The sequence below is a fragment of the Asanoa sp. NPDC049475 genome, assembly GCF_040676915.1.
Classification (GTDB): domain Bacteria; phylum Actinomycetota; class Actinomycetes; order Mycobacteriales; family Micromonosporaceae; genus Asanoa.
Map to the genome: position 1 here is coordinate 282,703 of NZ_JBFAPY010000008.1, position 15,191 is coordinate 297,893.

Genomic DNA, 15,191 nt, shown 5'->3' on the forward strand with positions numbered 1-15,191 from the left:
CGTCACGTTTCCGACCGCCGCATCGTCGTACGGACAAGGTCGCACACCCGTGAAGGACAAAGCCTGATGACATCTCCGCACCGGTCCGGCGGTCTGCTCGCCCGGATGCGCAGGAGGCGCGCCGTGCCGCGGAGCCGGGCCCGTCGCCGAGTCGCTTCGGCGCTCCGGCTGATCGCGGCCCTCGTCTTCGCCGGTGGCCTCTACACAGCGTTCGCGCCGGCCATCTCCGCCCAGGACGCACCCCTGTCCGCGGCCGCCATGGAAGGCAAGGCGCTCTTCGACACGAGCTGCATCAGCTGCCATGGCATGAACGGCCAGGGCATCGAGGGTCGCGGCCCGAGCCTGATCGGCGTCGGCGCCGCCTCGGTCGAGTTCCAGGTCGGCACCGGCCGCATGCCCCTCGGCTCGCAGGGCGCGCAGGCGCTGCCGAAGCCGCCCGTGTTCAACGAGGAGCAGACCCGCCAGCTCGCGCAGTACGTGCAGGAGCTCGGCGGCGGTCCGCAACTGCCGGAGGGCAACGACCTGCACTCGGGCGGCGACGTCGCGGCCGGCGGCCAGATCTTCCGCCTCAACTGCTCGTCCTGCCACGCCTTCGGCGGTGGCGGCGGTGCGCTCTCCTCGGGCAAGTTCGCCCCGCGGATCAGCGACACCGACGACCGGGTCATCTGGGCCGCGATGCTCTCCGGCCCGCAGAACATGCCCGTGTTCGGTGACAACCAGCTCACCCCGGACCAGAAGCGCGACGTGATCGCCTACATCCAGGAGACGCTGAAGGACCGCGACCCGGGCGGCTTCAACCTCGGCCGGCTCGGCCCGACGACCGAAGGCCTCGCGGTCTTCGTGGTGGGCATCACCGCGCTGATCTTCACGGCACTGTGGATTGCGGGGAAGTCATGACCGTCCAGACCACCGGATCCAACGGCAACGGCCACGGGTCGCCCGTTCCGGAGGAGATCGACTACGACGACCCGCGTACGACCCGGTTCGAGAAGGTCAAGGCCGCCGCCCGGCAGGACGGCGTCGACATCGTGCACTACGAGCCGCAGTTCCCCGAGCGGGGCTCGCGGCTCGAGAAGCGGATGTCTCGCAACGTCTCCTTCATGTTCCTGCTCGTCGGCCTGTTCGGCACGGCGTTCGTCGTGCTCTACATCGTCTGGCCCTGGCGCTACAAGCAGGGCGACGTGATGATGAAGTACTACACGCCGCTGCTCGGCATCACGCTCGGCCTGGCGCTGCTGTTCCTCGCCTTCGCGATCCTCACCTGGGGCAAGAAGCTGCTGCCCAAGGAGGTCTCGATCCAGGACCGGCACGACGGCGGGGCGCCCGAGGGCGACCGCCGGGCGGTCGGCCAGACCCTGGCCTACATGGTCGAGGAGCTCGGCGTGAAGCGCCGGCCCCTGCTCGGACTCGCGGCCGCGGCCGGCCTCGCACCGGTGGCCGTGGTCGTGGCGGCACCGCTGGTCGGTGGGTTGATCAAGAACCCGCACGCCGACAACCAGATGTTCACCACCGGCTGGTCTCCGATCAAGGAGCCCAACGGCGGCACCAAGCTGATCCGGCTCACCCGCGACGACGGCACGCCGATCCGGCCCGCCGACGTCAGCGCCGGTGGCCAGATGACGGTGTTCCCCGGCATCCCCGGTGGCGCCACCAACCAGCACGCCGACTCGCCGACGCTGCTGATCCACCTGCGGCCCGACGACGCGGCCGTGGCACGGGCCAACAACGTCAAGGGCACCGGGCACGACAAGTTCGACCGCAGCGACTTCATGTACGGCGACTACATCGCGTACTCGAAGATCTGCACGCACGCGGGCTGCCCGGCGAGCCTCTACGAGCAGCAGACCAACCGGCTGCTCTGCCCCTGCCACCAGTCGCAGTTCCTCATCACCGACAACGCCAAGCCCGTCTTCGGTCCCGCGAGCCGCAGCCTGCCGCAGCTTCCGCTGGACGTCGACGACGAGGGATACTTCGTGGCGAGGTCGGACTACCAGGCCACCGTCGGACCTGACTTCTGGGAGCGGCCGTGAAGCGCCGAAAGATTGACCTGAAGACCCTGCCGGCCAAGGCGGGCAACGAGGTCGAGGACCGGCTCGGCGTAGCCACCCCGCTGCGCAGCATCATCAACAAGGTCTTCCCCGACCACTGGTCGTTCCTGCTGGGCGAGATCGCGCTGTTCTCGTTCATCGTGCTGCTGCTGACCGGCACGTTCCTGACCCTCTTCTTCGAGCCTTCGCTCAAGGAGGTCACGTACGACGGCAGCTACACCCCGCTGCGGGGTGTGCACATGTCGGCGGCGTACGCGTCGTCGCTGGACCTGTCGTTCGACGTCCGCGGTGGTCTGGTCATGCGCCAGATGCACCACTGGTCGGCGCTGGTCTTCATGGCCGCGATCATCGTGCACATGCTGCGCATCTTCTTCACGGGTGCGTTCCGCAAGCCGCGCGAGGTCAACTGGATCATCGGCTCGCTGCTGTTCTGGGTCGGCTTCCTCGCGGGCTTCACCGGCTACTCGCTGCCGGACGACGCGCTCTCCGGCACGGGCCTGCGGATCGCCTCGGCGATCATGCTGTCCATCCCGGTGATCGGCACCTGGCTCACGTCGTCGATCTTCAACGGCGAGTTCCCGGGCGAGATCATCATCAGCCGGTTCTTCATCGCGCACGTGCTGCTGATCCCGGCGTTGCTGGTCGCGCTGATCTCCGTGCACCTCGCGCTGGTGTTCAAGCAGAAGCACACCCAGTGGCCCGGCCCCGGCCGGACCAACACGAACGTCGTCGGCGAGCGGTTCTTCCCCCGCTACACGATCAAGCAGGCCGGCTTCTTCATGGCCGTGGCCGGCGTGATCGCGGTGCTGGCCGGTGCGCTCCAGATCAACCCGATCTGGCTGTTCGGCCCGTACGAGGCCGGTGTCGTGTCGGCGGCGTCGCAGCCCGACTGGTACGTCATGTTCCTCGACGGCTCGACCCGTTTGATGCCCGCCTGGCAGATCAACATCGGCATAGGCAACGGGTACGTCATCCCGCCGATCTTCTGGCCGACGGTGGTGCTGCCCGGGCTCCTGACGACACTGCCGCTGCTCTATCCGTTCATCGAGGCGCGGCTCAACAAGGACAACAAGATCCACAACCTGCTCCAGCGTCCGCGTGACGTGCCCCAGCGCACCGCGCTCGGCGCGATGGCGGTGGCGTTCTTCCTGGTGCTGACGCTGTCCGGCGGCAACGACGTGATCGCCGACAAGTTCAACATCAGCCTGAACGCGATGACCTGGGCCGGCCGGATCGGGTTGCTGATCGTGCCGCCGCTGGCCTACTGGGTCGCCTTCCGGATCTGCCTGGGCCTCCAGCAGCACGACCGCGAGGTGCTCGCACACGGCGTCGAGACCGGCATCATCCGGCGCTCGCCGGACGGCCGCTTCTACGAGGTCCACCAGCCGCTCGGCCACGACCACGAGGCTCTTCCCTATGCAGGTTGGGTCGTCCCGAAGAAGATGAACCGCCTGGGCGCGCTCGGCCCGGCGCTGAAGGGCTTCTTCCGGCCGCTCGAACGCCCCGCCGAGGCTCCGGTCTCGCCCGGCCACCCGCCGGTCGAGGCAGCGCCCGAACGGCGCGAGATCGAGTCCAAGCACTGAGGTCAGCTCGTCCGAAGGGCGAGGATCCCACTGGGATCCTCGCCCTTCGTGCGTACGGCGACACGCCGACCCACTTCCCACGGTGCGACCACGGAGCGTGGCAGCGTGGCCCGTGAGTGGTGACGACGGCCGCTCGCGTTCGGGTTCCGCTCTTCGAAAGGAGACGCCATGCGTGGCGAAGAGGAACTCACCTGCTCCGTCTGTGGCACAGAGCTGCCGGCCGGGCACCCGGCCGACGGCCCCGAGCTCATGTGCGAAGGCTGCGGCGCGGCCGTGGTGGTCGCACCGATCACGGTCTGGCTGCGTTCGAGCCGCAAGGGCGGGGTCGCTCCGGTGCAACGCACGGCGGCCTGATCCGGCGTCTCCGCGTCTGGTCGGCGGTCGGGCGGTTGCCGCGCCCGTCGGCTCAGGTCGGCGTCTCCGCGTCTCGTCGCCGGTCGGGCGGTTGCGGCGCCTGTGGGCTCAGGCCGGCGCGATCGTCCGGGCCAGCGGGTCGGTCTCCGCTTGCACCGTGGGGTTGCCCACCGGCTCGACCGTGTCGTCGGTGCGGGCGTAGCGCTGGCTGAGGAGCACGCTCCTGGCCAGGCCGACCTGGTGCGCCTCGACGAACACCGCCTCGACGCGGTCGCCGTCGACCCTCAGGTAGCCGTCCCAGGCCAGGGCGACCGCGGTCGTACCGGTGGGGACGGTGGCCAGCGCCGCGCGGCCGGCGCCGACGCTGTCTTCGCCGGCCACGAACCGGGTCAGGCCGCGAGTGCCGTCGGCCCGGTCGAGAAAGGCGAACGGCACGAAGCCTTCCGGGGCGATGGCGGCGTTCTCCAGCGCGTAGTCGAGGGCGGCGAAGAGCAGGTCCTTGCTCGCCTCCGACATCTCGTCCCAGACCCTCATGCCTTTTCCGAGCCGTCGCGAGCGGCGAACCAGTCCCGGATCAGGGTGGTGACGGGTTCGGGTGCCCGTACCCAGGCGAAGTGGGCCGGCCGTCCCTCCGCCTCGATCCGTGCGACGCGCTCGCGCCGGACCGGTGCCCGGCGCAGCTTGGCGGCCGTGTGGTCGACGGCCTCGTGCGGCGTGTAGAAGTCGCCGTCGATGCTGATCGCGAGCACGGGCGTGGTGACGTCGGCCATCGCGGCGTCGGCGCCGGGGAACCGGCCCGTGCGCGCGGTCCGCGCCCAGTCGGTCATCACCCCGCGGGCCTGCCGGCCGCCGAACGTCCAGCCGGGCCAGAAGCGGAGCACGGTCGCGACCGCGCCGATCGCCTGCGTGTACGCCCAGACGACCCGGCCGTGCCTCGGGTAGCTCCGCCAGTAGGGGATCGCGGCCGCGACCAGGGCGATGCCGTCGACCGGGGCGTCCGGCGTGGTCGCCAGGTGCAGCAGGCCGGCCTGGCCGCCGAGCGAGTGGCCGACCAGCAGGACCCGGTGGTCGTCGGCCTTGAGTTCGGCGAGCACGGCGCCGACGTCGTCGGCCAGGTCGGCGTAGCCGTAGCGGGACGCGCGGCCCGGAGGCGGGGTGCTGTCGCCGGTGCCGCGCAGGTCCGCGACGACCACCGCGAAGCCCGCCGCGACCAGCGACTCGGCCAGCGGACGGTAGAAGCGGGCGGCGGCGCCCATCGCGGGCAGCACCAGGGCGACCGGGGCGGTCGGCGAGGGCGACGGGTAGTGGTGCAGTGCGACCCGGTCGGACCCGCGGTCGACGTGCCGCCGGTCAGTCGGACTCACGGAGACCGATCGAGAACGCCTCTTCGAGGTCGTGCTGCGAATAGGCCCGGAACGCGATGTGGCTGTCGGTGCTGATCACACCGTCGACCTTGGAGATGCCGCCCGCGATGACGTCGGCGATCTGGTCGAACTCCCGGACCCGGACGATCGCGATCAGGTCGACGCCGCCCGCGACGGAGTAGACCTCGCTGACCCCGTTGATGTCGGCCAGCTTCTCGGCCACCTCGGGGATCGAGTCGGCGGCGCAGTCGATCAGGACGATCGCGGTGATCACCGATGGGCTCCTCTCGTCGTGCCTGGGGGCATGCTATCGGCCCGCGACGGTCAGCTGCCGGCCCGCCCGGATCACGTGGTCGAGCCGTTCGCCCGCGACGACTTCGGCGTTCGGCCAGACGACGCTGTCGGTGACATCGCCGGCGACGACGGCACCCGGGCCGACGACGGACCGCGTGCAGCGCCCGGTGACCGTGCCGGCGATCAGGTTGGCGCCACCCGCGGCGTGCAGGTTGGCGGCCAGGTAGTCGCGCGGCGTACCCGTGTCGAAGAAGACCCCGTCGAAGGGAACCACCTCGAGCTCACCGTCGGCCTCGGCCGGTCGCCAGACCGTGCGGACCAACTCTGCCGGGGTGGTGTCGAGGTCGCGCACCCGGCGCCAGGGCAGCAGCGAGAAGCCGACGAACCGGTGCCCGCTGAACAGGCCCGGCTTCTTGTCTCGCTCGGGTTGGCCGAGCAGCCTCACGGTCTCGCCGTCCCAGCCGTCGAGCAGCGCGCCCGGGTCACCGCCGGCGAGGTAGGCGTCGGCGTTGCCGACGAGGACGCCGCGGCCGCCGATCCAGTCTCGCAGGTTGCCGACGCCGCCGGACGTGCCGAGTGGCCGGTCGGGCTCCACCGAGAGGTGCGCGCGGTCGCCGGTGTGCGCGACGACCTGGTCGCCGAGGTAGCTCGCGTTGACGGCGACGTCGGCCGGCCCGCCGAGCCCGAACCCGGCGATGCGGGCCAGGGCGAGATCGAGCAGGGGTACGTTGCCGACCGGGCAGAGCGCCTTGGGCACCGTGTCGGTGAGGGGCCGCAGCCGTTGGCCCTCGCCGGCCGCCAGCACGACGGCGCAGAGGTCACCCATCGCGGTCGCCGGCGTCGGGCGCGGCCGGCCGCGCCATGCTGGTCGGGTCGTCGGGCGCCACGAGCGGGCCGATGCCGTAGTAGGCGAGCAGGCGCGCGGTCGCGAGGGTCAGCCGCGGCAGGTCGTCGATGGGGTGGAAGACGGCCTCGTAGACCTCGGCGCCGTCGACCTCCAGCTTCGTCGTCGACGCGGGCACGGACAGCTCGAAGACCATGTCGACCCAACCCTTGGCGTGCACGACAGCGTTGGGCACGGCCGGCGTCAGCGCCCGAGGGTCCACAGTGATGCCGGACTCCTCGGCGAGCTCGCGCGCCGCACCGACGATCGGCGCCTCACCGCGGCGCAGCAGCCCGGCGGGCAGCCCCCAGCCTTTACCGGGCGGCTGGCGGAGCAGCAGCAACCGGCCGGGCGCGGGCGCCTCCGAGTCGCGGACGAGCGTCACACCGCCGACGATGTACTTGGGCACGAACGTCCGCACGATCCGCCTGCGCACCGGATGCGGAAGCCGGTAGAACACTCCGTAGACGAAAGCGCGCATCGCGCGGCGGCGGGGATCCACAGAGCAAGGCTAGTTGCAGCGAGCTTGGTCACCCGGGCGGGTCGGTGCTATTCCCGGCGGTCGACGAGGGCGACCAGGCGGTCGACGACGGACTCCGGGGTGATGGCGCGGTCGAAGACCGCGACCAGCAGCGTTTCCAGGTCGGGATAGCCCATCTCGTCGGCGAGCTGCCGCAGTGGCTGGTCGTTGGCCAGGCCGCGGTCGTGGCGGCGCAGGGCCAGGCCGATCGTGGCCCGGCCGAGGCGGACCTTGTCGGGGATGCTGATGCCGGGCTCGTCGTGGTCGGCGAACCAGCGGTTGATCTGCATCTGGGCCTGCGGCGACTTGACGAAGCCGAGCCACTCCTTGCGGGGGCCGGCCGGCACCGCGGCGCTCTCGGTCGAGTCGGCCTCGGTGAAGATCTCGACGACGTCGCCGTCGCTGAGCTCTGAGGACAGCGGGGCCAGGCGGCCGTTGATCGTGGCGGCCAGGCAGTGGTCGCCGCGTTCGGTGGACAGCTCGTAGGCCAGGTCGACCGGGGTCGAGCCCGACGGCAGGACGATCTGGCGGCTCTCGGCGAAGACCTGGATCTGCGACTCGGCGAGGTCGCAGCGCAGCGACTCGAGGAACTGCGCGGCGTCGGAGGTGGCCTGCTCCCAGTCGAGCACGCGGCGCAGCCAGGCCAGCTGCTCGACCCGGGCCTCGGCCATCGCCGCCGGGGTCTTCGGGTAGCGGAAGTGCGCGGCGATGCCGTATTCGGCGAGCTGGTGCATCGCCTCTGTGCGGATCAGGACCTCGACCGAGCGGTCGTCGGGGCCGATCACCGTGGTGTGCAGCGAGCGGTAGAGGTTGTTCTTCGGCGACGCGATGAAGTCTTTGAACCGCCCGGGGACCGGCCGCCAACTGCCGTGGATCGCGCCGAGGGCGGCGTAGCAGTCGGTGTCGGTGCCGTCGACCACGACCGCGATGCGCGGCAGGTCGTGCGGCACCGCGTAGCCGGCCTCGACCGTGTCCTTCCAGATCGAGTAGTAGTGCCTCGGCCGGGGCGTGACGGCGGCGGTCACCCGGCCGCGGCGCAGGGCGGCCTTGGCCCGCAGGGCGACCTCGGTCAGGTATTCGTCCCAGCCGGTGCGTGCCTGCACGTGCTCGTCGATCGAGGCGTAGCCGTCGGGCTCGAGGTGGAAGAGCACCACGTCGTCGAGCTCGCGCTTGAGGAGCTGGATGCCGAGCCGGTCGCAGAGGGGCACCAGCACGTCGAGGGTCGCCTTGGCGATCCGGGCGCGCGAGGCGGGGGAGCGGGCGTCGAGGGTGCGCATGTTGTGCAGCCGGTCGGCCAGCTTGATGATCAGCACGCGTACGTCTTTGCCCGCCGCGACCAGCATCTTGCGGATCGTCTCGGCCTCGGCGGCCTTGCCGTAGAAGGCCTTGTCGAACTTGGTCACGCCGTCGACCAGGTGGGCCACCTCGGGACCGAAGTCGCCGTCGAGCGCCTGGAGCGTGTAGCGCGTGTCTTCGACCGTGTCGTGCAACAGGGCCGCGACCAGCGTGGTGGTGTCCATGCCCAGCTCCGCCAGGATCTGCGCGACCGCGAGCGGGTGGGTGATGAACGGCTCGCCGCTCTTGCGGAACTGGCCGCGGTGCATGCTCTCGGCTATGCCGTATGCCCGGCGGAGGACACCGGCGTCGCCCGCGTGCACCTCGCGGTGGGTGCGGACCAGCCGCCCGACCGGATCGTCGTCGGACGCGGGCCAGGACAGGAACGTCCGTAGCCGGCGGGAGATGGGCAGGTCGCTGGACTGGACAGGCACCACACGACCCAGCGCGGCGCCGTGACCGGCGTCGACATCCACGCCCGCACACCTCCTGACGAGGCTGGCACCCGCGAATCGTGCCTTCGCCCGGGAAATCGGGCGAGACAGTCACGAGTGCATTTCTCTACCAGACTAAGTCACGCACCGTAGTCCAAATGGTCAGTTGCTTCTGTGCGAACGGGTGAGTCTGCGAATTAGGCCAGGGCTTCCGCCTTTCGGAGCAACTCCCGGTAGCGGGCCGCTCCACGGACGGGCGACGCCCAGCCGGTGGACGCCTCCACCAGTCGGGTGTCGGGTTTCTCCAACCAGGACAAAATTCGCTCGGTCTCCTCGGCGGTCGCGCTCGGCACCGGGCCGTGGCCGGGCAGCACCGTCTCGGCCGTCGCACGGAGCATCTCGATCGTCGCGCGTGGATGGACCCGCGGCGGCGAGTTGCCCGCCGCCGCCAGCCGGCCCTGCCGCACGATCGCCAGCTCCCAGCCGCCGTCGCCGGCCCGCCGTGCCGCGACGAGCTCGGTGATCGTGGTCAGCCCGAACAGCCGCTGCATCCGGACGGCCGCCCGTAGCACCGCGGCCAGCCGGCCGCGGATCACCGCCGCGTCTTCGTAGCGCCGCGCCTCGGACAGCACCGAGATGCGGCTCAGCAGCGCTTCGACGACCGTCCTCGGGTCGCCGGTCGTCGCCGCCCGGAACGGCTCGGCCGCGGCCTCCTCGTAGGCCTCCCTGCTGATCTTGTGCTCGCAGGGCGCCGCGCACTTGCCCAGCTCGGCCAGCGCGCAGGCGGGCGTCGTGGTCTTGGTCGAGAGGCGCAGCGTGCACTGCCGGAGCGGGATCGCGTCGTGCACCGCCGCCGCGGCCAGGTCGGCGGCGCGCTTGGAGGTGAACGGCCCGAGGTAGGCGGTGTCGCCTTCGGCCAGCGCGCGCACCACCGACAGCCGGGGGTAGGGCTCGTCGGTGAGCTTGAGCCAGACCACCCGCTCCGGGAACTTCGAGCGTCGGTTGTAGGGCGGCGCGTGCGCCGCGATCAGCCGTAGCTCGCGGATCTCGGCCTCCAGCCCGTGGGCGCACTCGACCGCGTCGACCCGCTCGGCGGCGCCCAGCATCTCGGAGATCCGCGCGCGCTTCTCGGCCGCCGTGAAGTAGCTGCGTACCCGGGTCGCGATGTCGACCGACGTGCCCACGTAGAGCGGGCGGTCGTCGGCGGCCCGGAAGATGTAGACCCCCGGCCCGTGCGGCAGGCCGTCGGCCAGGTGCCGCTTGCGCCGCTGCGTCGGGGTGACCGCCTTCTGGAACTCGATCGCGTCGCCGACCGTGGTGACGTTGTGGCTGCCCAGCCGGCCGATCATGGCGTGCAGCACGTCGACGGTGGCCTTGGCGTCGTCGAGCGCTCGGTGGGTCGGCTGGTTCGGCGTGCGGAAGTGCGCGGCCAGCGTGCCGAGCTTGCGGTTGGGCACCTCGTCGCGGATCAGCACCCGGCGGGCCAGCGCGGCCGTGTCGAGGACCCGCGGGTTGGGCCAGGTGTAGCCGAATTTGGCACACGCCGCCTTGAGGAAGCCGACGTCGTAGGGCGCGTTGTGGGCCACCAGCACGGCGCCCTGGACGAACTCGAGGAAGGGCGGCAGCACCTCCTCGATCGGCGGCGCGGGCAGCACCATCGCCTCGGTGATGCCGGTCAGCACCGTGATGAACGGCGGGATCGGCTGGCCCGGGTTGACCAGCGTGGCCAGCACGCCCAGCTCCTCACCGCCGCGCACCTTGACCGCGCCGATCTCGGTGATGCCGCCGCCGTCGGGCGCGCCGCCGGTGGTCTCGAGGTCGACCACCACGAAGGTCGTGTCGCGCAGGCTGGTCGCGGCAGCGGTCAGCACGCCGTCGAGCGTGCCCTGGACGAAGAGCGGTTCCACCACGGACAGGACGTTAGAACGCCGGTACGACACTTCTGTCGCACGGGCCTCAGGCGTTTCGCGTACCCGTGGCTGAAAAGATCGACTACATCGACGGGCGCGCGGGTGGCCGCGGGTGGGAGACTTGCTCCATGTCCGACCCCGAACCGCGCGACGGCCGCCTTCCCGAGGAAGCGGTCGCGCCGTCGCACGCCGGTCCGGAGCCGGAAGTCGAGCCCCTCCTCCCGGAGCCGGTCCGCCAGCGCGTGGTCGCGCTGGCGGCGTCCGCTTTGCCCGGTTTGCCCTTCGACGAGCAGCCCGTGCCGCTGCGCCGGGTGGCCAAGTTCGCGCCCAACCGACGGGCCCGGCTGGGTGGTCCGGCGATCGCCGCGCAGCTCTCCTCCGACTCGCTGTTCCGGCAGCGGATCTCCACCCGGGTGATCGCCGAGGTCGGTGACCTGGGAGCCGCCGTCCTCGAGGGCATCTGCCCGGCCGCCGCCGATCCGGTCGAGGTCGCCGCCCTGGCCTATCTCGCCCGGCCGACCGGCTGGCGCGAGCTCGTCGAGGCGGCCGGCGAGGCGGTCCGCGCCGAGGCCGACAGCGCCGCCATAGCCGGCCTGGTCCGCGAGGCCGAGCAGCGCACCGCGCGGGCCGAGCACGACCGTGCCGTGGCCCGCAGCGAGGCCGACAAGCTGCGTGACGAGCTGGCCCGGGTCAGCGCCGAGCTCGGCCAGCTCCGCGAGGAGCTGCGGGTCCAGGCGCGGACGCTGCGCGAGCTGCAGACCCGCGAGCGCAAGGCGACCGAGATGCTCGCCACGGAGAAGGGCCGCGCCGCCCGCGCCGCCGCCGACCACGACGCCGAGCTGCGCCGCGTGCGTGCCCGCCTGGCCGAGGCGGAGACCGTGGCCGGCAGCGCGCGGCAGAGCGCCAAGGAGGCGCGCTCGGTCGACGACGCGCGGCTGTGGCTCCTGCTGGAGACGATCGGGCAGGCCGCGGTCGGGCTGCGCCGTGAGCTCGCCCTCGAACCCACCGACCGGCGCCCGGCCGACTACGTCGCCGAGGCGCACGGCGACCAGCCCGGCACCCCCGCCTCCGCGGCCCGCGCGCTCGACACCGACGACCCCGCGCGCCTCGACCAGCTGCTCGCCCTGCCGCGCGCTCATCTCGTGGTCGACGGATACAACGTCACCAAACGGGGGTACGGCGAGATGTCGCTCGAGCAGCAGCGCAAGCGGCTGATCACCGGCCTGGGCGGGATCGCGGCACAGACCGGCGACGAGGTGACGGTGGTCTTCGACGGCGCCGAGCGCGTGCACGGGCTGCCGCCGGCGCCGCGTGGCGTCCGGGTGCTCTTCTCCCGCAAGGGGGAGACCGCCGACGAGCTGATCCGCCGGTTGGTCCGGGCCGAGCCGGCCGGGCGGCCGGTCGTGGTCGTGAGTTCGGACCGTGAGGTCGCCGACGGTGTACGCCGGCACGGCGCCTATCCGCTCGGCGCGGATGCCCTGGTCAGACGCTTGTCCCGGAGCTGACCCCACATTTTTGTCGGACCCGCTCGCTAGCGTTTACGTCACAGACGGTGTCTTCCTAGACAGGAGCCTGTGATGCTCATCGACTGCTCCAGCTGCGCGGTGCGCGGCGATGCGTGCCGAGGGTGCCTCGTCACCGCGCTGCTCGACGCTCCGGCCGAGATCGAGGGCCTCGACGCCGACGAGCTACGCGCGATCGAGGTGTTCGCGCGGGCCGGCTTCGAGGTGGAGGTGGTCAGCGCACAGCCGGCCGCGTTGCGGATGGTGCGCCCCCGCCCTGGCTCGCGATCCGGGTTCAGAGTCGCCTGACCTTACTATGATCCGATGCTCGCAGGAGGCACGTGATGACGCCACGGATGTGGGCGGTGGTCACCTTCTGCGTGCTCGCTGTCGCGCTGGCCGTCGTGGTCCTCGTGCTGGTGCCCTGGCACCGGCCGCCGGCGCCCCGGGCCGACCAGGTCGCGGCGCTGCGCTCGCTGCCGGCCGACCAGGTCGCGGCGGGCAAGGCCTTCCACTCGGCACTGCGCCCGGCGGGCTACGCCAGCCTGCTGGTCGGCCTGGCGGTCGCGCTGGTGCTCGGCCTGACCCCGCTCGGCGCGCGGCTCATCGAGGCGATCGGCCGGCCGTTCGGTGACCACTGGGTCGCGCAGGCGGTGCTCGGCGCCTTCGCCGTGCTCCTGGTCGCCGACCTGCTCACCCTGCCGTTCGCGGCCTGGCGGCACGTGGTGGTCTCGCGCTACGGCCTGTCCACCCAGGGCTGGGGCGGCTGGACGGTCGACCTGCTCAAGGGCTACGCCGTGTCCGCCGTGATCGGTGTGGTGGCACTGCTCGGCTTCTACGCGATCACCCACTTCGCACCGCGCTGGTGGTGGGCGTGGGGCGCGGCCGGCGCCGCGACGCTGGCCGTGCTGATGTCGTTCGTGCTGCCGGTGCTGGTCGAGCCGGTGTTCAACAAGTTCACCCCGATGGCCGCCGGCCCGCTGCGCACCGAGCTGATGCGGCTGGCCGAGACCGACGGGGTCCCGGTCCGCGACGTGCTGGTGGCCGACGCGTCCCGGCGCACCCGCGCGGTCAACGCCTACGTCTCCGGCCTGGGGCCGACCCGGCGCATCGTCGTCTACGACACGCTGCTGCGCGAGGCTGAGCCGGCCGAGGTGGTCAGCGTGGTCGCGCACGAGCTAGGGCACGCGAAGGACAACGACGTGCGCACCGGCACGCTGGTCGGCGCCCTGGGCGCGGCGCTCGCGGTGGTCACGCTCTTCCTGCTGGGCGGCTGGACGGGCCTGCTGCGCGCCGCCGGCGTCACGTCGATCGCCTCGCCCACGGCTTTCGCGCTGTTGGTCGCGGTCGTCGCGGTCGCCGGCCTGGTCTCGTCCCCGGCTCAGGCCCTGATCTCCCGCCGGGTCGAGGCCCGCGCCGACGCCCACGCCCTCGCGTTGACCAACGACCCGACGATTTTCGAGGCGATGCAGAGCCGGCTGTCGTCGGTCAACCTCGGCGACCCCGACCCCCCGCGCTGGGAATACCTGTTCGGTGCGTCCCATCCATCCACCGTGGAGCGCATGGCCGCGGCCCGCGCCTACGCCCGCGGCGAAAGGCCCTAGACCGGTGAGTCGCACCCTGCTCGTCACCAACGACTTCCCACCGCGACCCGGCGGCATCCAGAAGTTCGTGCACCAGCTCGCGGTCCGGCAGCCGGCCGGTTCGGTGGTCGTCTACGCGTCGACGTGGCGAGGCGCCGAGAAGTTCGACGCCGAGCAGCCGTTCGAGGTCGTCCGCGAGTCGACCGGGGTGCTGCTGCCGACCCCGGCGGTCGGCCGTCGCGCCGCCGAGCTCGCGCGGGCACACGACTGCGACACGGTCTGGTTCGGCGCGGCCGCGCCGCTGGGCCTCCTGGCCGACGGCCTGCGCCGCCGTGCGGGCATCTCCCGGGTCGTCGCCCTGACGCACGGCCACGAGATCGGCTGGGCGGCCCTGCCCGGCGCCCGCGGCCTGCTGCGCCGCATCGCCCGCGGCGCCGACGTGGTCACCTACCTGACCGACTACCAGCGCACCCGCCTGGAGCGCGCCCTGCACGGCCTGACCGACCTGCGCCGCCTGGCGCCGGGAGTCGACGTCGACCTGTTCCACCCGACGGTCGACGGCAGCGCGATCAGAGCCCGACACGGCATCGAGGACCGCCCGGTCGTGGTCTGCGTCTCCCGCCTGGTGCCCCGCAAGGGCCAGGACGCCCTGATCCGGGCAATGCCGGAGATCGTCAAGTCCGTCCCGGACGCGGTCCTGCTGCTCGTAGGCGGCGGCCCCGAGCACGACCGCCTCCGCCGCCTGGCGACCTCCCTGAAGGTGACCGACCACGTGGTCATCACCCGCGGCGTCCCCTGGGAGGAGCTACCGGCGCATTACGCGGCGGGCGACGTCTTCGCGATGCCGTGCCGCACCCGCAATCGCGGCCTCGACGTCGAGGGCCTGGGCATCGTCTACCTGGAGGCCTCGGCCACCGGCCTCCCGGTAGTGGCCGGCGACTCCGGCGGCGCCCCGGACGCGGTCCGCGAGGGCGAAACGGGCTACGTGGTCGACGGCCGGGACATCACCCAGATCGCCGACCGAGTCACCACCCTGCTGTCCGACCCGGACCTGGCCAACCGCATGGGCCAGGCAGGCCGAGCCTGGGTAGAACGCGATTGGCGCTGGCAAACCCAGGCCACCCGCATGCGCGCCCTGCTAACCCGCTAGCGCCGGCGCGGTCCGCACGGCGCGGTCCGCACGGCGCGCCCGCACGGCGTGGTCGTCAGCCCTGTCCGGCGCCAGACCCGCAGGGTCCGACCGAGCACGCCCGCGGGGGCCGCGGGCGTGGTCCGTAGACAGGCGGGCTCAGGCCGGGCGGTGGTGTTCCAGCCGCGGCGTTGGCGTGGGCGAGTTGCTTTCGTCGTGCCGCTCGCGGCATCGGTGGCCGTGCCCGGCTTG

Annotated in this window: 15 protein-coding genes; 8 read left to right on the forward strand and 7 right to left on the reverse strand. The window is 72.1% G+C overall.

The features are described 5' to 3' along the window. Positions 1-66 precede the first annotated feature (66 nt). The 4 genes from AB0J88_RS31560 to AB0J88_RS31575 all read left to right on the forward strand — a co-directional run bounded on the left by AB0J88_RS31560 (position 67) and on the right by AB0J88_RS31575 (position 3,985). On the forward strand, positions 67-897 hold the full coding sequence (locus tag AB0J88_RS31560; RefSeq protein WP_364348341.1) for a c-type cytochrome: 831 nt from the start codon (positions 67-69) through the stop codon (positions 895-897). Then, positions 894-2,030 (forward strand): Rieske 2Fe-2S domain-containing protein, encoded by a 1,137-nt coding sequence (locus tag AB0J88_RS31565; protein ID WP_364348344.1) that lies wholly within the window; start codon positions 894-896, stop codon positions 2,028-2,030. The genes AB0J88_RS31560 and AB0J88_RS31565 overlap by 4 nt, the downstream gene beginning before the upstream one ends. After that, complete coding sequence (locus AB0J88_RS31570; protein WP_364348347.1) at positions 2,027-3,631, forward strand: ubiquinol-cytochrome c reductase cytochrome b subunit; 1,605 nt, start codon at positions 2,027-2,029, stop codon at positions 3,629-3,631. Before AB0J88_RS31565 ends, AB0J88_RS31570 begins: the two co-directional genes overlap by 4 nt. Positions 3,632-3,799: 168 nt before the next feature. Beyond that, positions 3,800-3,985 (forward strand): hypothetical protein, encoded by a 186-nt coding sequence (locus AB0J88_RS31575; protein WP_364348350.1) that lies wholly within the window; start codon positions 3,800-3,802, stop codon positions 3,983-3,985. 108 nt (positions 3,986-4,093) lie between these two features. On the opposite strand, the gene AB0J88_RS31580 is transcribed toward AB0J88_RS31575, so the two are convergent. The 7 genes from AB0J88_RS31580 to AB0J88_RS31610 form a co-directional block, all read right to left on the reverse strand. Continuing rightward, positions 4,094-4,519: a hypothetical protein gene (locus AB0J88_RS31580; protein WP_364348353.1), complete on the reverse strand. Its 426-nt coding sequence runs from the start codon at positions 4,517-4,519 to the stop codon at positions 4,094-4,096. Next, complete coding sequence (locus tag AB0J88_RS31585; protein WP_364349364.1) at positions 4,516-5,298, reverse strand: alpha/beta fold hydrolase; 783 nt, start codon at positions 5,296-5,298, stop codon at positions 4,516-4,518. The genes AB0J88_RS31580 and AB0J88_RS31585 overlap by 4 nt, the downstream gene beginning before the upstream one ends. A 37-nt stretch (positions 5,299-5,335) precedes the next feature. After that, positions 5,336-5,623, reverse strand: coding sequence for an Lrp/AsnC ligand binding domain-containing protein (locus AB0J88_RS31590; protein WP_364348356.1), 288 nt, complete (start codon positions 5,621-5,623; stop codon positions 5,336-5,338). A gap of 33 nt (positions 5,624-5,656) precedes the next feature. Then, positions 5,657-6,469, reverse strand: coding sequence for a sugar phosphate nucleotidyltransferase (locus tag AB0J88_RS31595; protein ID WP_364348359.1), 813 nt, complete (start codon positions 6,467-6,469; stop codon positions 5,657-5,659). Further along, positions 6,462-7,007 (reverse strand): NUDIX domain-containing protein, encoded by a 546-nt coding sequence (locus AB0J88_RS31600; protein WP_364349367.1) that lies wholly within the window; start codon positions 7,005-7,007, stop codon positions 6,462-6,464. The genes AB0J88_RS31595 and AB0J88_RS31600 overlap by 8 nt, the downstream gene beginning before the upstream one ends. A 68-nt stretch (positions 7,008-7,075) precedes the next feature. After that, complete coding sequence (locus tag AB0J88_RS31605; RefSeq protein ID WP_364348361.1) at positions 7,076-8,857, reverse strand: RelA/SpoT family protein; 1,782 nt, start codon at positions 8,855-8,857, stop codon at positions 7,076-7,078. 155 nt (positions 8,858-9,012) lie between these two features. Then, entirely contained in the window at positions 9,013-10,686 is a 1,674-nt protein-coding gene (locus AB0J88_RS31610) for a DEDD exonuclease domain-containing protein (RefSeq protein ID WP_364349370.1), read from the reverse strand. Between the two features lie 167 nt (positions 10,687-10,853). Here AB0J88_RS31610 and AB0J88_RS31615 point away from each other — a divergent pair, with 167 nt between their 5' ends. The 4 genes from AB0J88_RS31615 to AB0J88_RS31630 all read left to right on the forward strand — a co-directional run bounded on the left by AB0J88_RS31615 (position 10,854) and on the right by AB0J88_RS31630 (position 14,960). Then, entirely contained in the window at positions 10,854-12,230 is a 1,377-nt protein-coding gene (locus AB0J88_RS31615; RefSeq protein WP_364348364.1) for an NYN domain-containing protein, read from the forward strand. A 72-nt stretch (positions 12,231-12,302) separates the two neighbouring features. After that, positions 12,303-12,536 carry a hypothetical protein gene (locus tag AB0J88_RS31620; RefSeq protein WP_364348367.1) on the forward strand — a complete coding sequence of 78 codons (234 nt, stop codon included), beginning with the start codon at positions 12,303-12,305 and terminating at the stop codon, positions 12,534-12,536. Between the two features lie 35 nt (positions 12,537-12,571). Beyond that, positions 12,572-13,831, forward strand: coding sequence for a M48 family metallopeptidase (locus AB0J88_RS31625; RefSeq protein ID WP_364348370.1), 1,260 nt, complete (start codon positions 12,572-12,574; stop codon positions 13,829-13,831). A gap of 4 nt (positions 13,832-13,835) precedes the next feature. Further along, positions 13,836-14,960 carry a glycosyltransferase family 4 protein gene (locus tag AB0J88_RS31630; protein WP_364348373.1) on the forward strand — a complete coding sequence of 375 codons (1,125 nt, stop codon included), beginning with the start codon at positions 13,836-13,838 and terminating at the stop codon, positions 14,958-14,960. The last annotated feature ends 231 nt before the right edge of the window (positions 14,961-15,191 follow it).